This window comes from Fluoribacter dumoffii NY 23 (genome assembly GCF_000236165.1).
Taxonomy (GTDB): domain Bacteria; phylum Pseudomonadota; class Gammaproteobacteria; order Legionellales; family Legionellaceae; genus Legionella; species Legionella dumoffii.
Map to the genome: position 1 here is coordinate 668716 of NZ_CM001373.1, position 20364 is coordinate 689079.

Sequence of the window (20364 nt, forward strand, 5' to 3'; positions counted from 1 at the left end):
GAAGTTTTCTGGATGTTATTGTGAAAATGGAAAAGTTTTGGTCGGATATCAATGCGCTCAGGAAAACTGTTCTGCACATTCATGTTTTATAACCTGCTCATGAGACTGATTATCAAACGCTGCCAATTCCATAATATGAATCATTTCGCGGGCAATTATTTCACGAAATTCAGGTTTTAAATTAGCTGATATCACCAAATAACGTGTATTTTGATTGTCATCGCGAAGGAAGCTGGCTTCTAAAACATAGTCTATAGCCAGTAAATCATCTTTGGTGTTGTTGATCTGCTTAGGATTAAAGCCAAATAACTCTCTTTTATCAGCCTGTTCAACGAAGTTTCCTCTGATATTAAGATTGATAAGAAATTGGGTGTTTCGCTTATAGGATACGATACGACTGCCGCATTGATGTAAAATTTTCCGGTAAATGGAAGGTATTTTGAGTAGTTTTGAATACAATGGAGTTACTAAATGGGTCAAGAAGTTTTCGATCCGGTTGGGTTTAAAAGAACTAATGGAGCAGAGTTTTACTAAATTTGAGCAATGCTGATAGTTACTGGTATCAATAATCGCATTACGTATTTGTTGCGATAAGCCGGTTAATGTGGCTTTTTCATCAAGTTTTATTTTTGCGGGTTCAACCCGTAAAAAACAGCCGATTGTATTATCATAAATCGGGTTATCCCGTGTGGATTGAATGATGTTTATATAGGTATAAGGCGATTTATTGTGCCCTGTGCCGCAACAATTTCGTAAAGCCAATGCAACTACCGCACCTAATGCATTATTAATGCTGATATGATTTCGTTCGCAAAAATGCTTGAGATTATGTAACAGTTCTTCAGGGATTACGGAATAGGTAGAGTATGGAATATTCTTATTTTGCATGTCAAAAACTACATGCTCCTCAGGAAATGTAAATAAACCGACATCGTTTAGATATTTTCCCCAAAATGAAATGTCCTCATCCAAATGCATTTTCATTGCGGACCGTTCAATGAAAATATGTTCTTTAAAGCGTGTATCTGCTGTGATTTTATCAAGAGAAAGTTGGTTATGGAGTTGATAGAATCGGGATAATTCAGAGAATAAAATATCCGGACAATGATCATCTGAAATAAGGTGCGGGATACATATTTGCAGTTCTGATTCCGATTCATTCAAATAAAATAATCTTCCAATAACCAAAGCATTTTTTTTCGGCCAGGGATAAAAGTTAACGAGTTGCGTCATTGATTTTTGTAACTCGCGTTCTTTTTGTGGTACAGGAAGCGAGGTCAAATCTTTTACAATTAATTTAAAGGAACATATATTTTTTCTTTTTTGCGCAGGCTTAAATTTGAAAAGCTGATAAGTAAACGGTTCATGTTTTTTTAAAACCGCTTGGAATGCAAACTCCAGGGCACGCTCATTTAGACGGCCGTTTAGCCTCTTTCTCCCAACGATATTTAGTTTTTGCGCCCTGGGCTCAAACGTGTGAGCCATCCAAAGTAAAAATTGAAAATCACTAAGAGGGATGTTGCTTATCTGGCGGTAATCAGGAGTTCTTAGCGAACGCTTTTTCTTGTTCTTTTTTGTGGTTTTGATAATTGAGATCAGGTTGGCAATATTAGCGGCTTTATAAAAGTCATAGATACTGACGGTTTTATTTAAGTCACTGCTTATCTTTGAAATAATACGTGCTGCGGATAAAGAATGCCCTCCCAAATCAAAAAAATCATCCTGAAGGCCGATGATCTGCACCCCTAATTCATCGGACCAAATTTGTGCAAGCTTTTTCTCTAAAGTAGTATTGGGTTCAACATACTGACAATTCATACCCAAAGAAGGTAAAGGTAAGGCTGCTTTGTCCAGTTTGCCATTCGCTGTCAGGGGAAAGGAGTCAATCTTTAGAAATACTGTAGGAATCATGTATTCAGGTAAATACTTTTGTAAATATTGGCGTAATTTATTTGCATTTAATGACCCATTTCTGTCTTTGGGTATGTAATAGGCTATTAAGCGTTGCTCTCCGAAGGCATCTTTTTGAGGGAGGACAGCACCTTCTTTAATAGCAGGATAGGTACTCATATATTTTACTATTTCACTAGGTTCAATTCGATAACCCCTGATCTTTACTTGTTCATCAATTCTCCCAAGATATTCAATGTTTCCATCAGAATTTTTTTTGCATAAATCTCCCGTTTTATATAAACGGGTTTCCCGGCAAGTAATGAAGTGTTGCTGGGTTAGATGCGGCTGATTCAGGTAGCCCCGAGCCAAACACGCTCCACCTATAAATAGTTCACCTATCTCTCCATCAGGAACAGGGTTGTTGTTGGTATCGAGCAGGATACAACTCATATTTGACCCTGCTGTCCCGATAGGGACATTGGTACCTAGATCGGTGCAACTTAAACTACTTACCTTGTAAGTTGAGACAGCAACAGTTGCTTCAGTTGGCCCATATTCATTGTATAAAACATGCTTTGGGTAGAGCTCAAGCCAGGATTGGCACTCGGCTGAAGCTAAGTTTTCTCCACCAAGAATAATCGATTGTAATTGAGGCAAGTTAATAAAATTATTTTTCGCTCCATGCAAAAGAACTTTAAAATAACTCGGCGTCAACTTGATGATATTAATACGGTATTTGGCCAGAAAATGGAGATAGGATTGTATTTCTTTCCTGATAGCATCGTCACAAAGAACGACAGTTAATCCAAGCATCAAGGGAACAAGCGTGCAAGTTACAGCCATATCAAAAACCGGATTTGCAGAAAAATCAATTCGTTGCTGTCGAGTGCAACCGGTATACGCAGCAAACCATTTACAATAATTAATTACAGAGCGATGCTCAATAAGAACACCTTTGGGAGTTCCGGTGGAGCCTGATGTATAGATTATATACGCTAAATGCTCCGAAGTAGTTGCAGGGATTAAATTATCTTTTGGTTGTTTATTGAGAGCGTCATCATTCAGGTTCAAGAGAACTACAGCACCTTGATAGGATGCAAATTTATCTATAAAAGCAGATTGTGTAATCAAAATAGATGCTTTGCTGTCATTGAGTAAAAACAATAAACGTTCTTCTGGCTGTGAGGCATCCAGAGGCAGGTAGGCTCCGCCTGCTTTTAAAATAGCAAAAAGAGTAATGAGAAAATCGAAGGAACGGTCCAGGCAAAGTGCTACCGGCATGTCAGGTTTTAAGCCTGTGCTACGCAGATAATGGGCAAGTTGATTTGCTTTTTCATTAAGCTCGCCATAGGTGAGTTTTTCATTATCTTTCTGAGCCGCGATATCATGAGGGAAGCGATGCGCATGCTCTTCAAACAAGGCTGGTATTATATTTTTATTCGCCATTTTTCATCCTGAATTCGGCAGTTAAAAAATAGTATGAAGAACTCAATCTTATGCTGAACTTAAAAGTTCTTAAGTTGCTTTTTCCTGAAACTCATTAAAAAACCTTTAAATTCAGTATAGTGGAACATTTGGTATATTCAACTTGAGGACCCAAGATTATATTTTAGGCAAGAGTCGATCCATCCATTTGGGAAGGTACCAGACCCAATTTTTAAAAAGAGCCATTGTGGCGGGGACTAAGAAACTCCGGATTAAAAAAGCATCCACAAAAATAGCCACTGCAATACCAAGGCCAAAGGCTTTGACCATCAATACATCTGCAATCAGGAAGGAACAGCAAATCACAATTACTATAAGCGCCGCACTAGTTATAATGCGACTGCTTTTTTCAATACCAAAAATAATGCTGTTATTATTATCTTTCGTTAACTGATGGGCTTCCTTGATTCGAGTCAACAAAAATACTTCATAGTCCATCGAAAACCCAAATAAAGCACAAAATATAATGACTAATAAACTGATATCGAGCATTTCTTGCGGTTGGAAGTTAAGTAGGTGAGACAGATATCCCTTTTGAAATACAAAAACCAATGCACCATACGCCGCACTAAGGCTTAATAAAGTCATCAAAATCGCTTTTAATGGCAAGAATAAAGACCTTAGCAGGAACAGCAGGATAATGTAAGAAAATACAATGATCCATAGGATAGCATAAGGCAGATAATGATAAATGCTATGCAGCACATCCATATTACTTACAGCAATGCCGGTCAGTTGTATTTTCAATCCTGGGCCTAGATTAATGAGATGTAACTCATTAATCAGTTTTCTGGTTTCTTCTGAATTAACAGGGTGCTTGCTAATTACGTTAATAACAGTCATATGTTTGGTTGTTGTGGTTTCTAACAATTGTTTCACCCGGGGATCGAGTAATTTTTTATTTAAGTGATAGAGCGTATAATATTGTTTTTTCTTCAGATCGGATTTACTGCTGATAATTCCATTGACCTCTTTAACCAGAGGGTTTTTTTCTAATTTTTGTACTAAATCATAGATCTTGTATAAATTATGCCGTGATAAAATAGGTGAAGAGGGTGATTCAATAACTAGAGTGATTGGATTTAATTCTTCAATCTGAAATTTTTTTGCATAGGTATCATAAAAAGCCCGATTTTCTGATTTTTCCGGAAAAATACGATAATCCGATATACCAAATTTTGCTACTAAAAAGGGATATCCAAGTACTAATAAAAAGATAAGAATAGGGAAGAAAAAAAGATAAGGATGTTTTACTACCCTTTGTGCAAGCCAGCGCCAAGAGCTGGAATTTTTTCTGTTCTTAAAAAAGCGCACGGACAAAAAATTAATTTTTAGTTTCAGTACAGCAAGAATTGCCGGTAAAAAAATTGTAGAGATCAACACTGCAAAAAAAACAGCGGCCAAACCCCCAACAGCAACTGAAAATAAGATATTGACGGGAAATAAAAATAAAGCACTGAGACTTACAAAAACCGCCAGTCCACTAAAAAAAATAGCTTTTCCCGCTGTTTCCTGGGTGGTTGCGATCGCGTCCTCAATGTCTAATCCATTTTTTAATTCATCTCTAAAGCGGCTGATAAAAAATAATGAATAATCCAGACAAAGACATAAACCGAGTAACAAAGCGATGTTAATTGTGAAAATAGACAGGGTAAACAGGTGGCCTAGAAAATAAAGGGTAGTTAAAATAATTAACGCGCAGCCGCCTCCCAAAATGATTGGAAGGGTTGCAGCAACAACCGAGCCAAATACAAGAATTAAAGTGATGATGGCTACCGGTGTGGCAACGAAGTCGGCTTTATATAAGTCAGTTTGTGTCTGTTTGTTAACATTTTGCACAAAAAGCGGCTCCCCTCCAAGCTCTATCGTCATATTTGAAGGTTGTTTTATTGAATCTTTAAATTGTGTTAATAATTCATCACTAAGAGGTTTATTGGATTTGAAGATGATGGCTACATAAGCCGTATGTTTATCCTTGGAAATTTGATGGGTGTCATCGGGATAAATAATTTCATGTTCTATTGGGAAATCCTTTAAATCCGCTAATGATCTTTTTATTTTCTTTAGAAATAAAGGTTGAGTCGCTGAAAGCTTTGCACTATGGTACATAATCAGGAATTTATTATTATCGTTATATCCTAATTTTTTATTCATGTACTCTTCAGCTTTTGCACTGGCAGAACTTTCATCAATAAATCCAGTCGTTTTAAAGGGAGTAATTATATGGGGTAAAAAAGGGATGCACAGGAGGATGGCAAGCAGCCATAAACCTATAATGGGCCAACGCAGTTTATTTATAATTCTTCCTATTCGGTATGACAGAGTTTTTTTAGGCATTTTTATTTTCGGAACTCCATTATCCATTGACCACAAAAATAATGACTCTTTAAATATATTAGTATAAATTAGACAGTATGTGTAAAATTATGAGCGAAAAGACAGTTGTGCATCAATATCAGGATTTAATAACTCTTTTTGATAATTGCTTTGGCGAAGAATTTAATACCCGGCTTATTAAAGGGGATGATGAGCCAATTTATTTACCCGCGGATCACAATCGTCCCTATAATGCTTTATATTTTGCCCACGGTTTTTTTAGCAGTGCGCTGCATGAGTGCTCCCATTGGCTTATTGCTGGAGAGGAACGCAGAAAACAGGTGGATTTTGGGTATTGGTATATGCCAGATGGACGGACAGCCGAACAGCAGGCCGTATTTCAACAGGTTGAAGTAAAGCCCCAGTCAATAGAATGGATCCTTTCAAAGGCTGCAGGATATAAATTCCATATTAGTATTGATAACTTAAATGGGGCGGAATCAGATACCACTGCATTTAAACATGCGGTTTATAAGCAAGTAATTCATTACTGTACCCATGGATTATCGCCACGCGCGCACAAATTTCGTAATGCCTTGAGCTCTTTTTATGGACAATCTACTGCATTAAAGAGTGAAGATTTTTCGCTGGAAGAATTATAAATATTCTAAATCAATGTCTTTAGCCCGGTAAGCATTTATCCGGGCTAAATTACTTAATTTCAATGATGTAAAACAACCCCTAAAGTCCAATCCAGATTTTGTTTGGTAGGTACATAGTTGACGGTTTGATTTGCTGTTAACCCATAACCCTCTACCATCAATGCATAATAAAAAGAAGGTAAAAGACAATAGGATTCAATGTATTCATTATCTGGAAATTGATTGCTCAGGCCTTCCCATGATTGGTGACAAATCAGATTATTTGCCTGTTGGAGTAAATCTTGAATGGTCAACTGATTGTTTTTAAACTGGAAGGGCTTACTTTCTGCAAGATTTGGAAATCCGCCAATCGCATACCAGGTAGTAATGTGGTTGGCTCTAAGGGCTGGTTGTACTTCATTTTTGACCTTATGCATTGAAATTAGAGGGGAGACTTCATGTTCACACATCACCGCATCCCCCTGTCCTATATTGCCGTCTGGAAGAGGGTATCCCTCTGAGAAGCATGTGGCAGTATCGAGAAGCTGATGGGTCATTTCATTTTGTCCAAGCCCCAGAAAGCTGTGAACGGACAAACTGATATGTTGGCCGTACAAATCCACGTCTACTTGCGACCCTTTGTTATCGACATCTTTTTGAATTGGGAAAACAATTTGTACTGAAGCCCCACCAATATCCATGACTCCTACCGATGGAGTAGAGGATGATTGGAGCGCTCCTATATGATAATTCACTGCAAGCCAGTCATATAGTGCCTCATCAAGGCCGGTAATTGTTTTCGCGTCCATGAGTTGCCACTCTGATTTCTGGTTAAACCAGTTTTGCACTTCCTGATAATATATTTTTTGTTTTGCTTTAGGGACCAGACGCATTCCTGCTGTTGCATAAAAATAAACAGGTAAGTGTTGTGCGGGGGCTCCAGAGAAAAGGGTTGTCAGGTATGCATCAATCGTATTTTGATTTGCTTCAATCATCGAAAGCCCCGGTTTGACTTTTTTAGACCATATTTCGGTAATATGAGAAGGGGTGTTTGTTTCATCTAAGTCGTAGGTGAAAACATGCAGTCTTGACCCAGTACTTCCGGCATCAACAACCGCAATACATTGATGCTCAGAACATGAAGAAGAGGCGGCATTAATATCGGTAACTACAACAAGAAAACTGGAGAGAAGAAGTAAAAAACGAAGCATAGTCAAAATCTCGATAAAAAAGTAGCCAAATGATACAGTATGTATTTTTTGTTTTCAATATGGTATCATGTGGAAAAAATGATACACTATATTTTTACATTTTTATGTAGGTTAAATTTTACCTTCAAACGTTCAGGTTTGGACAGAAGTCCAACCTTCTTAATTAAAGTCAGTTTTCAGGCAGTATATTATCATGATGATAAATCAAGAATATCGCGGTTCAATTTATGCTATTTTATCAGGGTTTCTTTATGGATTCATAGGCTATTTTGGCTTAAGTGCCATTAATGGCAATTTGTCTGCCAGCACCATGTTATTCTGGCGCTTTCTTATTTCCAGTATGATTATTTTGATTATCATGCTCCCAAAAATAAAAAAAACCAATGATTCTTATAAGAACATGTTCATAGCTTTCATTACAGGCGTTTTTTTCTATGGCATTTCCACCTGGCTTTACTTTTTAGCCTCACATTACATAGGTTCGGGATTAGCGATGGTTATCTTTTTCACCTATCCGGTACTGATAATGTTATTAAATTATTTCTTTTATGGTCAGTCTATTCCGCAGATTTACTATTTGGCTATTGTAGTGATACTCATTGGTATGGCGCTGATGGTGGACCTGGAAGCTTTATCTTTTAATTTATGGGGCATTTTACTAGGTGTTGCTTCCGCATTTTTCTATGCCTGCTATATCATAGGCAGTAAAAAAAATGAACTTTCTCCAAACATGTCGACTTTTATGGTTTGTTTGGGGTGTATGACAACGAGTTTGCTGGTTTCCCTTTTTAATCATTCTTTTACCATCCCCTCGTCCCCAGAGGTTTGGTTCCATCTATTTGGAATAGCGCTTATTGCTACTGTCATCCCCATCGTATTGCTGCTCTATAGCTTAAAATACATCAGCTCGGAAAAAGCCTCAATTTTATCCGTTTTGGAGCCGGTATTTGTGGTAATCTTCGGGGTATTGCTCTTGGGAGAACAATTAAACCTGTGGGGTGCCCTCGGTGTTATATTGGTTCTGGCAGGGGCCTTAATAACCTTATTTAGCCATAAGATCAATTTTGGCCAATTGAAACTGCAGCCCATGCGCAGTGGAGATTTTGGTTAGAATTAAGGTAATGCTCAGGCAAGGAGCCTTAACTCGAATTACCCTGGTTGCAAGCAACCAGGCGATGTTTTGGGCTCTATTGTATGAACAGGTATCGGTTCTTAATACCAACTTCCATTGCAACCGCCACAGCCCCCACAATCACTAGCACAAGTTCCGCAACATGAATTACTACCACAGTTGCTTAGCAAGGGAATTGAGCACACCAGGATTACAGCCAGTATTATTCTTTTCATTGCCTATCCTTATTATGGTATGTATATTAACTATACTCTATGTTTTTGAATTTAACCAATTTATATTCACATTTTAAAAACTGACTTTTTGGAAAAACACTCCATATCAATTTAGTGTTCTGGAATGCATAACCATTGCAATTTCCATAAATTATAAATAAATATTTGATTTTGTGTAGTATTTAAATAAGGAACTAGTAATTTGTGTGATAGATAACGATTATTGGCAATATAACCGAGCAAATCAGGAGAAACATCAGTTATATCCCATTCACAGCCGTTAATATAGAATTGAAAGCCAAATTGTTCCGTTGGATGTTGATAAGCAAAACGACACGAAGCATCTCGAACCAGATCAACTCCTGTTTTTATTTCTTCAACGAAATCCGTTAAACCGATGATTGTATCTTCTTCCAAAGGCATGGGCAATTGAAGTTCAGCTTGTTGATCCAGCTGTGTTACAAAACAACCAAACCATGACCTCATGGTTTCTTCGTCATTAATTAACTTGTGTAATAGGTCTTGTGCATTTTGCCAGGCAGGACGGAGGATCTCGGAGGCATTGTGCCACTGAGACCAATTTGGATCCTGGTATAAGGTTTTGAAGGTATCTTTTTCAGCTAAATAATCACTAAGGCTTTCCAATAATTCTTGTCCTTGATAGCTTCGATAGCCAAAAGAATAGGTCATGCATTCTTCGGAAAGGGAAATGCCGTAATGGCCCACATGGGGTGGAAGATAGAGCATATCTCCTTCCTCAAGAACAAGCCGCTCTTCGACATCAAATTGTTTCATAATACGAAGTTCAAGATCATTAATGTAATTATCCTGGTTACACCCCTTAGTGGTAAGTAACCACTCGCGCCGTCCCCGTGCCTGATATAAAAAAACATCATAATTATCGTAATGAGGACCAACACTCCCATGGAGAACAGCATAACTAATCATAATGTCATCGATTCGCCATTGGGGAATAAAATTAAAATGATCCAACAACGCACAAACTTCTGGAATTAACCTATCTACTCCCTGGACAAGCAAAGTCCAATGGGTAAGTGGCAGGGTGTTGAAATCGCTTTCGGAAAAGGGTCCGCGTTTTAAATGCCATGAAGTTTTTTCATGGGGAGTTTCAAAGACCAGACGACTTTCAACGTCCTCTTCAAGAGCAAGACCCGCTAACTCATCAGGAGATATTGGGGTAGCGAAGCCTGGTAATGCATTACGAATAATTAATGGTTTTTTTTGCCAATATTCATTAAGAAAAGTTTCTAAGGAAATGTGTTGGAGATTGATCATCTTTGATAATACCTGGGTTGATTTTGAATAGTTTACCGCATGTTCGATTTTTTTAAACGCTATTTACGAGTACAAAGTGTAATGAATGTTTTAACAAGCTTATTTATCCTCACATTCACCGTGTAAGCACTCTACTAATTTAACGTACGTTATGGATAAATTCGAAGATTTGGTTTTTAATGGTGTAAAAATAAAAGGGTTTTTTATAACACCATGTTAAATAAAAAAAATTCAAGCTCGCCTTATCTCATTCTTTTTATTATCAGTATTGGCTCGAGCATTATATTTCCATTAATCGGTCCTTTATTTCTTAGTGATGGAGGGGTTTTACCAAGGGCGACAAACTACTTCAGGCTGAATGCCTACAGTTTAACAATTGGGGTCTATTATTTAGGGATGATTGTTGGAGCCTTATTATGGGGATTTATTTCTGAATTTATTGGGCCCAGGAAAACCTTACTTCTTTGTTCTGTAGGAGCTATCCTATCCTATGTACTTTGTATTTTCGCATTGTTTATTTCCAGTTTTATATTATTTTTTCTCGGAAGAGCAATGGATGGTCTACTCTCCGGAAGACGGGCTGTTGTAATGTCGGCTTTATCCATGACAGAAACAGATAAAAATCTGGTGTTTAGAAAAGTAGAAATTATGAATGCTTTAGGACTTTTGATTGGTCCTATTCTTGCAGGATATTTAGTTAATTTCAAAAAAACAGTCCCCTTGTATTATTATTCACTCCCATTTTTTGTTGTTTTAACATTAAGTATATTGAGCGTATTGTTTGTATTGAGAATTCGTGAACCTCCTGTGACTGAGAAAATTAATTTGAGTTATTTTGAATTTTATTTCTATTTAAAAAACTCAATTTTTATAAAATACTTATTTACTCAAATAACCTGGTATTTTTATTTTTTATGTATTATTCCATTTTCAATCGTAAAAAAGGGATTCTCTTCTTATGAAATAGGATTATTTTTTTCGGGTATTACTTTTTGTTTTTTATTTTTTCTGCAATTTTTTTACCAAAGATTAATTAATAAATTTGGAATTATCCTATTAAAAAAAATCTCCATGATTGTTTCAATTTTTTCGTTATTTCTTATCGGGACATTTTGGCATAACTTTTTTTTATTCATATTGGCTAATCTTGGTATTGCTTTTTCTATCGCTATTATTAATCCTTTGTTTTTAGCTGTCATTTCAAATAAATTCAAAAAAAATCAAGGGGTTGTCATGGGTTTGCAATCCAGTATTGTAGGTTTATCCTCGGTCATTGCAGCCGCTTTATCAGGTTTATTTATGAATATATCCTATAGCATGCCCTTTTATGTGGGTATGTTATTAATCACTTCGTTATTAGTAGTGGAGATCATGGGTTCTAACCGTATAGAAGATGGTGAGTGATAATTAGCATCCTGAGTGGATGTCTCCGCTATCCGAGAATTTATTTTTCTAGAAAATTGAGTTCTTGGTGAATAAGAAACTCAATGTAGTGTATCGAATAATTCGCGTGATAAAGATAGTGGGAAAATTCCTTAGGTTTCTTGAAGCACTTGCTAATACAGAAATAGAGCCAAAAATACCATTTTAATATAGTAATGTTTGTAGCATGAGTTAGTTCCTCTTTAGGAATATAATACTCCTCTTGAAAAGCAGTCACTTTTTCAGGATTTAATAATAAGCCCGAGTCTTTTTTTTCAATACACCAGGCGACCAAAGTATCTAAATAATCTGTGCGGTGATCGAAATCTGCAGCAGCTTCCCAATCGATAATCCAGTAATCCTTGGTGTCTTTAGTCCATAAGATATTTTTAGGTTTTAAGTCATTATGACAGACTGATTCTTTAGATATATGACGTATTGATTTTTTGAGGAGTTCTCTATTGTCTCTCATGAACGAAATAACAGTTTTAAGGCGTGGAAAGATGGTTAATAACTTAAGATAATTCCATCCCGGATGACTAACCAGTTGATTCACGATGTCAATGTAAATCGCAAATTTTTTGCTCGAGAATTCGTGATCATAGCTAATAGTCGCATGATGTAATGTTTTTAAGCGACGACTGATACTTCGGACCATATTGAGGGATATTTGCTGATCTTCGCAAATTGTTCCTTCAACGTAGGGATAGAGCATTAAAACACCAGGACCTGTTTCGAGTAAAACTCCTTTTTCACCCTCAATTGCAGTAATAGCATTCCCAAAAGCCAGCTGTGCCTTACTGATTTGTTCTGAAAAACATAAAGATTTTTTAACATCTTCTATCGTGGTTTTATATTCACGAACATATTCATCAAGTGCAATGCGCTTGACAATATATTGCCCGGAGGAAGTTTTGATCAAATACGTACTGTTTATATCACCGCCCGAAACAGAATAAATTTCTTGAGGAATAATCTGAATATCGTAATTGGATTCTAATTGCTTGACTTCATTTGCATTGAGCATAATCTTCCTTTGTAAATTACTAGAACTAAATTAAAAGGTTTATTTTTAGATTATGGCCAAGTAATTGATTAAATTCAAAGCAAAAAGTTTGATTATTTTCAAATTATCAGTGTTTGTTTCATTGTCGAGATATTCCTAAGGCAGGGTATTCACCATGATGTTTTAGTGCAAGGAACGATTTACGCAGGCTGCGGATTCTCTCGTCGTACCGGGAGGTCACGGCACCTCCCTATACGGCGTTAATCGGGATTATAAATTACAAGATGAATTTACCCTTAGGAACGTTTAACTTGATTGAAGAATACGTTCCAATTCTCCTTTTGCCTGACGTGAAAAATTGATAAGGTCGCTTTCTTTTTCAAAAAAGTCAAAGGATTGGACCAATGTAGTTTCATCATGTTTTCTGAATGCGGAAGTTTTCTTTTGAATATCCTCATGGTTGTATCCGAGAAATTTCATTACTTCTTTAGTCATGGATAAAGAAGAGTCAAATAATTCACGAATAAAGTAATCGACTCCCAGCCGATAAAGTTCATAGGCATGACGGCGATTACGAGCTCTGGCAAAAATTTTCAGATGCGGGAAATGCTGTTTGGCAAGTTTCACAATTTTCAGGTTTGCTTCTACATTCCCCACTGCAACTATAAGCAATTTTGCGTGTTCAGCCCCAGCGCTTTTTAGCATATCCAGCCGGCTGGCATCACCAAAATACCCCACATATCCGAATTTTCTGAGTAACTCGATCTGCTCTGGATTTTTTTCCAATACAGTCACTGTAATATTTTCCCCATTGAGTAGACGCCCAATAATTTGCCCAAAACGCCCATAACCCGCAAGAATAATCCCATTTCTTTCATCGAAAGAGTCATATTCTCGCTCAGGAATAAAACTCATAAATTTAGGTATGACAAAGCGATGATAGAAAAGCATTAAAAAGGGAGTTGCCAACATCGATAGGGCAACAACAAGGGTAAAAAAGGCCTCACTCTCCTGGCTTATAACCTTGGTAATTCCCGCATATTCAAAGAGCACGAAAGCAAACTCACTTCCTTGCGCCAGGGCAAAAGCAAATCCCATTCTTTGTAATCTGGTCAAATCAAAGAATAACCCCAGGACGTATAAAATAAGTGCTTTGATAATGATTAAAGAGAATACCGCGATAACAATCATGGTTGCTTTATTCGAAAAAATGGAGAAATTCATTCCCATCCCCACGGATATAAAAAAGAGACCAAGCAGAATTCCTTTAAAAGGTTGGATGTCTGCATCTACTGCGTGTTTGTATTGGGAGTTAGCTAAGACAACACCTGCAATAAACGCACCCAAAGCAGGAGAAACTCCTATAGACTCCATTAATAAAGTCACACCCACAACCAAGGCAAGAGAAAAGGCAGTGAATACTTCACGTAAATTGGTTTTGGCAATAATCAAAAACAGGTGTCTTGATAAATAATGACCAACAAGAATAACCGCTCCAACAACTCCCGCAACAAAAAGTGCATGTAACCATCTAGGTAGATGCATCATAAACGAGGCTTCATGGACATTAACCTGAGTAGTTCCATCTTGTGCAAGAAAGGGAAGGATAATAAGAATAGGGATAACTGCGATATCTTGAAATAAGAGTACAGCAAAGGAGGTTTCACCTTCTGCTGTTTTTAGAAGATTTTTTTCCTGGAGCATTTGCAAAACAAGAGCGGTGGAAGAAAGGGACAAAGCCATACTTACAGCTAAAGTTGCTTGCCAGTTAAAGCCCAGCATATATCCGATTGCAGTGAATATGCATGTAGTCAACAGGACTTGCAAACCACCTAAACCTATAATGAGTTTTCGCAGCTTCCACAACATGGAAGGCTCTAGTTCAAGACCGATAAGAAATAACATCATAATGACGCCAAACTCACCAAAATTCATAATTTGTTGTGAGTTCCCTATAAGTTTTAATCCAAAAGGTCCAATAAGAATGCCGACTATGAGGTAACCCAGAACTGATCCCAGTTTGAAACGGCTGGCAATAGGTACCATAATACTTGCCGAGGCAAGAAAGATAAAAATATTTAGCATGACGTGACCATTCATAATTCAACTCTATTTTGCGTGACAATTTTTAAATTTTTTACCGCTACCACAAGGGCAGGGTGCATTGCGGGCTATTTTGGGTTTACTTGTTTTATTTAAACCTTGTTTATGAACTCCATCGACATAAAACCATTGGCCGTCTTCTCTATGGAATTCACTTATCTCATGAATGGTTTTTACTTGATTCTGTTCAGAAAAACGTGCGGCAAATTCGACAAAACCTTTATCTGGGCCGGATAAGTTTGAGTTAATAACCTCCAAACCAATCCAGGCCACTCTTTTAGCCCATTGTTCGGCTTCCAATTCATTAAAACCAATCAAGGCTTTGCCCCTCATGGTATTTTTGATGTAATCAATTTGCCCCTTGGTATATGCAGTATACCGTGACCGCATCAATTGCTCCGGCGTTGCGGGTAATTTTTTTTTATCTAAATATAACCCGCAACACAGCTCATATGTATTTTGTGATCCACAAGGGCAAAATGACATGGTATTATCCAGAAAAAGTAAAAATTGAAAATTGGGATTATATTCGATGTAGGATTAAATTTTTACTAAATTACACAATTATTTAGGATAAAAGAATGAATTCTTGTTTATTCACCCAAAATTTGGAACAGATCGATCATCAACAAAGTATTAATCAACTGGAAGAAGGGAAAGTCTTGTTTTTCCCTGAATATTTTTTCTCCTCTGTTGACTCTGTCTTGCTCTCAGAGCATATTTTGGATGGCAGCCGCAAAAATGTAAGTTATGATATTCGCACCCAGAAGTTGAATGCCTATAAAAAAGAAACAAGCGAGCTGGCGACCAAACTTACAGTTATGATGCATGGGTATGCAGAATTTGCGCACCAATTGATTCAGAAAGTTCTTCCTTCTTACGTGCCTCATCTACAATGGGGAAGGACGAGTTTTAGACCCGCACAAATCCAGGGACGTGTTTCCTCAAAACGAAAAGATGACACTCGCTTGCATGTAGATTCATTTTCAGCAAGCCCTGTACATGGTTTAAGAATTTTACGTGTTTTTTGCAATGTAAATCCCCACGAACCGCGAGTGTGGAATCTTGGAGAACCCTTTACCGATGTTCTTCATCATTTTGCACCCAGAATCGCTCCTTACAGCAAGGTAAAAGCGAGCCTGCTGAAACTGGTTAAAGCAACCAAAACATTACGTTCACCCTATGATCACTACATGCTGCATTTACATGATACGATGAAATTGGATGATGCTTACCAGGCAAAAGTTGCAAAGGTAAGAATTGAATTTCCTGCCAAAAGTACCTGGATAGTTTTTACTGATCATGTATCGCATGCAGCCTTAAGTGGCCAGCACTTGTTAGAACAAACATTTTATCTTCCAGTTGATAAGATGGCGGTCCCAGATCATTCACCTTTAAATCAGTGGAAAAAAATTAGGCCCGAAATGAGTTCTTGTTCTTCACAAAGATTTAAAAATAACTCAGTAGAATTGGGTTAGATCATTTTTGACAAAAAAGCGACAAATAAATACAATTGAGATATTTTTTTTCCATTTGGTATTTTATTATGTTTATTGATGGAGTAAGAGGCAAGGTGACGATTGCGGATATTCTCTTCGGGATACGTTACTTGCCTCATGCTGCCGTAACTACAGCCAAATATAGTTTATATGGTGCTTGTGTTGGTTTTTTAGGCACTTACCTGTTTTCAGAATCTTTGAAAAAATTTGCCGCTGAAAATCCTGAAGCTGTTAATCTCGATGGCAAACATGTTCAGGATGACGAACAATTTTTAAAATTTTCACGTCACTCGCAATTCTCACATTATACCCCTCCCATATCAGAAATGATTCCCATTTATTCTACGGGTCTTGGGGCATGTGCAGGAGCATTTTTTGGTCTCAGCAAGTCATGTTCGGAATTTTCGGTAAAGCTAAAAGCAGACAGGGAGTTAAGACGATTGGACATGGTTTAAGAGGGAACCTTCTTCGAAAATCTACAGGTTTTGCTTGATAAATTTTTCAATGCCGCGGGATGTTAGTGGTTTACTGAAGAAAAATCCTTGAACCTCATCGCAATGTTGTTGCCTTAAAAAGTCCAGTTGTTTTTTGCTTTCTACCCCTTCAGCAATTACCTTAAAATTAAAACTGCGGGCCATTGAAATTATTGCTTCAATAATGACTTCATCACTACGGGATGAAGATATATTTTGAATAAACGATTGATCAATTTTTAAAGAGTCTATATGGAGTTGTTTCAGGTAATTGATGCTGGAGTTACCTGTTCCAAAATCATCCAAAGCAATTTGGATGCCTAATTGCTTCAGTTGATTAAGCGTTTGCACAATATCTCTATGCGTTATAATCACATTTTCAGAAATTTCAAATTCAATGTATTTAGGATCAACCAGATTATTTTTTAAAATATTTTCTACAATATAAATAAAATTAGGGTGTTGTAATTGCCGGGTAGTGATGTTAACTGCTACCCGTATGAGAGGAAGTCCCTTTTTATGCCACGCTTTAATTTGGCGGCAAACTTCACTGATAATCCACTCACCTATGGGTATAATTAATCCTGTTTCTTCGGCAATGGGGATGAAGTCCATCGGTAATAACAAACCTTTTTCCGGATGATTCCACCGTATAAGGGCCTCAACCGATAATAAATCTTTATTATCAAGATTGAATTGTGGTTGATATAATAAAAAAAACTCCTCGTTTTTAATTCCATTGCGCAAATCTGATTCGAGTTTAAAACATCTATCGGTATATTCATGCAATTGCGCGGCGTAAAAATAATACTGGTTTCCTCCCCGCTCCTTAGCCTGATACATGGCTAAATCTGCATTTTTTAATAGGTCATTAGGGGTATTTCCATCTTTAGGATAAATACTTATCCCTACCGCTGTAGTGATTGTTATTTCTCGATTTTCAATTTTGAATGGTTCTCGCATAGATTCCAGGATTTTATTGGCAATAATCCCAATTTCTTCATGCTTGCCTACATGACACGTCATAACAAATTCATCACCGCCGATTCGAGCTATGGTATCTTCTTTGCGAATTAAAGAAGACCAGCGTTGTGCAACCAACTGCAATAATTGGTCCCCAACTTCATGCGACAAGCTGTCGTTAATTAATTTAAATCGGTCCAAATCAAAATACATAAGGGCAAATTGTTGATTGTGTTTCTTTGCATATTCAATACCGGCATGGATTCTGTCGATTAACAAAGCCCGGTTTGGTAATTGCGTTAACGGATCGTGCAAAGCTTGGTATTTCAGTTGCTTCTCAAGAGTTGCCTGTTCGGTAATATCCCTAAAGCTCCAAACCCGACCAATGATTTTTTCGTTCAAGCGGTGGGGTAGTGTGTAGCATTCCAATATTTTACCGTCCCTAAAAGGAACAATTTCCCGGGTAATTTCATCAATATTTTTTCTTAGACGATTGACATCAGATAAATACTCGCGTGGTTTAATGAGCTGATTAAGCATGTAATACAAAAGAATAGTTCCGTCATTAGTTTCGAGCATGGTTTTGGGGATATTCCACATGGAAACAAACTTCGCATTACAATCGATAATTCTATTGTTTAAGTCCATCACCAAAATTCCATCAGCGGAAGATTCAAAAGTGGATCTTAAAAGGGATAAGGATTGTTGCAAAGACTCGGTCCGCTCTTTAACAGTCTGCTGTAAAATTTTCTCATGATGTTTGGAATCATTGGCCAAAATCCATTTTCTGGTTAATGCACAGGCAAGTTGTCTCACTGCGACCACATCAAAGGGCTTTTTCAGAATAAGATAATTATCTCCCATGCCTAATTCTTTGACTGTCTCCTCCCAGCTGTAATCCGAGTATGCAGTACAAATGACTACTTGAATGTCGGGATCAACCTTCCACATGTGCTTGATGGTTTCAATTCCATCCCATCCCGGGGGCATTCTTACATCTACAAATGCCAGTGCGTAATGAATTCCTTTGGCAAGATCTTCTTTGATTATATTAATTGCTTCCTGGCCCTGACACGCAGTGGTAAAAATAAATTTAGGTAAAAAACACTCAATGTCGGAATTACATGAATTAGTCAAGGAGGGTTCATCATCAAACAGTTGTTTATCCAATTGACTCAATTCTGATTTTGTATTGGATGCTGTCAGTACTTTAATAAAATCCTGATGTATTGAGGGGTTATCATCGATAATTATAATATGCAAGGGTATATCATTCATCAGGGCCCCCTTGTTTATAGGAACTGTCATTAATTGGTAAAGTCAGTAAAAATTGAGCTCCATATCCTTCTCCTTTACTCGCTGCTATAAGGGAGCCGCCCATTTCTCGAGCTGAAATTGCCGAACTATGTAAGCCAATACCATGACCATTTTTTTTGGTGGTAAATCCAAAAGCAAAAATACGTTGCAAATTATCAGCGTTAATACCAACCCCATTATCTTCGACAATAATTTCCACCCATTTTTTTCCCTTTTTTTGGACCTTTAATTTAATTTCTTTAAAAAGGGAAGACGTATTTTCTAGCACTGAGTCTTTGGCATTTTGAATTAAATTGATCAATATTTGCAGGAGTTTGGATTTATCAACATTAATCATAGGTGTGGGGTTAAAATTTTTAGTAATTTGAATATCCTTTTTCTTGGAGGAGTTCATAATGATACTCATTGCTGTATCAATTAATTCTGGAAGATAGACTTTTTCGTTCAGGCTTGACAGGCCACTTATCGATTTTTGGGTGTCTACTATTTGGGTTATATGACGTAAATCTTCTTGCAGATTTTCTACCTCCAAATTATTTTTCTCATTTTCTTCCATAATAATTTTGCCAATTGCTAACAAATATTGAGGAATGATTTTGCCTTTAGGATCATGAGTTAAGAAATGTACCAAATCGGTTTGATGATTTTCCATCATCTCCATAATCTTTAGTAATTTTTTATGATAATCGAGTTTGAAACTGTTTTTTAAGATGGTAATTGAAACATTGGAGCTGTTTAAAATATTGCCAATATTGTGCAAAATAGTCGTTGCAACCTCTGCCATCCCGGCACGACGTGCCGTAGACGATATTTGTTGATTTAATTCTTTGATTTTTTCTTCAGCAGCTTTGCTTTTATGGATATCAATAATTATGCCTGCAAGCTGTTTCTCACCCTGCTGACACTGAGAGATTATTCGATACCAGCGGTAATTCCCATCTGAATTTTTTATCCGTATTTCGCATTCATAATCTATTTTTTCTTCTAAGGACCGTTGGACTTTTTGTCTTAGTTCAAACTGGTCTTGTTCATGGACCAGCTTCATAAATTCATCGAGTGAAGGGGCTTTATTTTGTGGATTTAAATGGAACAGGCTGAATAATTCATTGGACCAGATTGCACGATCGATAATCCCGTCATAAGACCAATACCCCAAACCGGCAATATGCTGAGCATAGGCAAGTTTTTCATTCAAACTCATCATTTCCCGGGAAGAAATTTTTATGGAACGTTCGTGCAAATACCGCTCCTGATCTGCATCTATATAAGTGTTATTGATACGCTGAATAAAAGTCTGCCACTGCTCATCAGTCTCAGGTTTTTTATCTGGAGCAAGGCTTGTATGTTGTAACTGTCGTTTCAAAAGCTTATGAATTTCCATGTCATCCTGAA

The 20364-nt window shown here is 37.1% G+C and carries 14 protein-coding genes; 5 read left to right on the forward strand and 9 right to left on the reverse strand.

What is annotated here, in order from left to right:
- Positions 1-57: 57 nt before the first annotated feature.
- Positions 58-3339, reverse strand: coding sequence for a non-ribosomal peptide synthetase (locus KYQ_RS03105; RefSeq protein WP_010654016.1), 3282 nt, complete (start codon positions 3337-3339; stop codon positions 58-60).
- 156 nt (positions 3340-3495) lie between these two features.
- On the reverse strand, positions 3496-5715 hold the full coding sequence (locus KYQ_RS03110) for an MMPL family transporter (RefSeq protein ID WP_010654015.1): 2220 nt from the start codon (positions 5713-5715) through the stop codon (positions 3496-3498).
- A 107-nt stretch (positions 5716-5822) separates the two neighbouring features.
- Between KYQ_RS03110 and KYQ_RS03115 the strand changes: the two genes are divergently transcribed.
- The gene (locus KYQ_RS03115; RefSeq protein ID WP_010654014.1) at positions 5823-6356 is read left to right on the forward strand and encodes an elongation factor P hydroxylase; all 534 of its coding nucleotides are present in this window, start codon (positions 5823-5825) and stop codon (positions 6354-6356) included.
- A 59-nt stretch (positions 6357-6415) separates the two neighbouring features.
- Here KYQ_RS03115 and KYQ_RS03120 read toward each other — a convergent pair whose 3' ends face one another.
- The gene (locus tag KYQ_RS03120; RefSeq protein WP_010654013.1) at positions 6416-7546 is read right to left on the reverse strand and encodes an acetate and sugar kinases/Hsc70/actin family protein; all 1131 of its coding nucleotides are present in this window, start codon (positions 7544-7546) and stop codon (positions 6416-6418) included.
- 196 nt (positions 7547-7742) lie between these two features.
- On the opposite strand from KYQ_RS03120, the gene KYQ_RS03125 reads away from it, so the two are divergent.
- A complete protein-coding gene (locus KYQ_RS03125; protein WP_172461327.1) occupies positions 7743-8657 on the forward strand; it encodes a DMT family transporter in 915 nt (304 codons plus the stop codon).
- A 347-nt stretch (positions 8658-9004) separates the two neighbouring features.
- Here KYQ_RS03125 and KYQ_RS03130 read toward each other — a convergent pair whose 3' ends face one another.
- Positions 9005-10189 (reverse strand): cupin domain-containing protein, encoded by a 1185-nt coding sequence (locus tag KYQ_RS03130; RefSeq protein ID WP_010654011.1) that lies wholly within the window; start codon positions 10187-10189, stop codon positions 9005-9007.
- Positions 10190-10402: 213 nt separating this feature from the next.
- Between KYQ_RS03130 and KYQ_RS03135 the strand changes: the two genes are divergently transcribed.
- Complete coding sequence (locus KYQ_RS03135; protein ID WP_010654010.1) at positions 10403-11593, forward strand: MFS transporter; 1191 nt, start codon at positions 10403-10405, stop codon at positions 11591-11593.
- Positions 11594-11633: 40 nt separating this feature from the next.
- Here KYQ_RS03135 and KYQ_RS03140 read toward each other — a convergent pair whose 3' ends face one another.
- The 3 genes from KYQ_RS03140 to KYQ_RS03150 form a co-directional block, all read right to left on the reverse strand.
- Positions 11634-12638, reverse strand: a complete 1005-nt coding sequence (locus KYQ_RS03140) for a phosphotransferase (protein ID WP_010654009.1) — start codon at positions 12636-12638, stop codon at positions 11634-11636.
- Between the two features lie 285 nt (positions 12639-12923).
- Positions 12924-14717 carry a monovalent cation:proton antiporter-2 (CPA2) family protein gene (locus KYQ_RS03145; RefSeq protein ID WP_010654008.1) on the reverse strand — a complete coding sequence of 598 codons (1794 nt, stop codon included), beginning with the start codon at positions 14715-14717 and terminating at the stop codon, positions 12924-12926.
- Positions 14718-14726: 9 nt separating this feature from the next.
- Positions 14727-15206, reverse strand: coding sequence for a YchJ family protein (locus KYQ_RS03150; RefSeq protein WP_010654007.1), 480 nt, complete (start codon positions 15204-15206; stop codon positions 14727-14729).
- A gap of 95 nt (positions 15207-15301) precedes the next feature.
- On the opposite strand from KYQ_RS03150, the gene kdoO reads away from it, so the two are divergent.
- On the forward strand, positions 15302-16198 hold the full coding sequence (gene kdoO, locus KYQ_RS03155) for a Kdo hydroxylase KdoO (protein WP_010654006.1): 897 nt from the start codon (positions 15302-15304) through the stop codon (positions 16196-16198).
- A 68-nt stretch (positions 16199-16266) separates the two neighbouring features.
- Complete coding sequence (locus KYQ_RS03160) at positions 16267-16674, forward strand: hypothetical protein (protein ID WP_010654005.1); 408 nt, start codon at positions 16267-16269, stop codon at positions 16672-16674.
- Between the two features lie 21 nt (positions 16675-16695).
- Here the strand turns inward: KYQ_RS03160 and KYQ_RS03165 are convergent, their stop codons facing one another.
- Together KYQ_RS03165 and KYQ_RS03170 are read right to left on the reverse strand one after the other, a co-directional pair.
- Entirely contained in the window at positions 16696-18933 is a 2238-nt protein-coding gene (locus KYQ_RS03165; RefSeq protein WP_010654004.1) for an EAL domain-containing protein, read from the reverse strand.
- Positions 18926-20353: a sensor histidine kinase gene (locus KYQ_RS03170; protein WP_010654003.1), complete on the reverse strand. Its 1428-nt coding sequence runs from the start codon at positions 20351-20353 to the stop codon at positions 18926-18928. Before KYQ_RS03170 ends, KYQ_RS03165 begins: the two co-directional genes overlap by 8 nt.
- Positions 20354-20364 lie beyond the last annotated feature (11 nt).

What these genes read in the sequence shown, in the direction of transcription:
- KYQ_RS03160 (WP_010654005.1), top strand. Translation starts at nt 16,267, where the DNA reads ATGTTTATTGATGGAGTAAGAGGCAAGGTGACGATTGCGGATATTCTC.
- KYQ_RS03165 (WP_010654004.1), bottom strand. Translation starts at nt 18,933, where the DNA reads ATGAATGATATACCCTTGCATATTATAATTATCGATGATAACCCCTCA.
- KYQ_RS03105 (WP_010654016.1), bottom strand. Translation starts at nt 3,339, where the DNA reads ATGGCGAATAAAAATATAATACCAGCCTTGTTTGAAGAGCATGCGCAT.
- KYQ_RS03110 (WP_010654015.1), bottom strand. Translation starts at nt 5,715, where the DNA reads ATGCCTAAAAAAACTCTGTCATACCGAATAGGAAGAATTATAAATAAA.
- KYQ_RS03135 (WP_010654010.1), top strand. Translation starts at nt 10,403, where the DNA reads ATGTTAAATAAAAAAAATTCAAGCTCGCCTTATCTCATTCTTTTTATT.
- KYQ_RS03125 (WP_172461327.1), top strand. Translation starts at nt 7,743, where the DNA reads ATGATAAATCAAGAATATCGCGGTTCAATTTATGCTATTTTATCAGGG.
- KYQ_RS03145 (WP_010654008.1), bottom strand. Translation starts at nt 14,717, where the DNA reads ATGAATGGTCACGTCATGCTAAATATTTTTATCTTTCTTGCCTCGGCA.
- KYQ_RS03140 (WP_010654009.1), bottom strand. Translation starts at nt 12,638, where the DNA reads ATGCTCAATGCAAATGAAGTCAAGCAATTAGAATCCAATTACGATATT.
- KYQ_RS03130 (WP_010654011.1), bottom strand. Translation starts at nt 10,189, where the DNA reads ATGATCAATCTCCAACACATTTCCTTAGAAACTTTTCTTAATGAATAT.
- KYQ_RS03120 (WP_010654013.1), bottom strand. Translation starts at nt 7,546, where the DNA reads ATGCTTCGTTTTTTACTTCTTCTCTCCAGTTTTCTTGTTGTAGTTACC.
- kdoO (WP_010654006.1), top strand. Translation starts at nt 15,302, where the DNA reads ATGAATTCTTGTTTATTCACCCAAAATTTGGAACAGATCGATCATCAA.
- KYQ_RS03150 (WP_010654007.1), bottom strand. Translation starts at nt 15,206, where the DNA reads ATGTCATTTTGCCCTTGTGGATCACAAAATACATATGAGCTGTGTTGC.
- KYQ_RS03170 (WP_010654003.1), bottom strand. Translation starts at nt 20,353, where the DNA reads ATGGAAATTCATAAGCTTTTGAAACGACAGTTACAACATACAAGCCTT.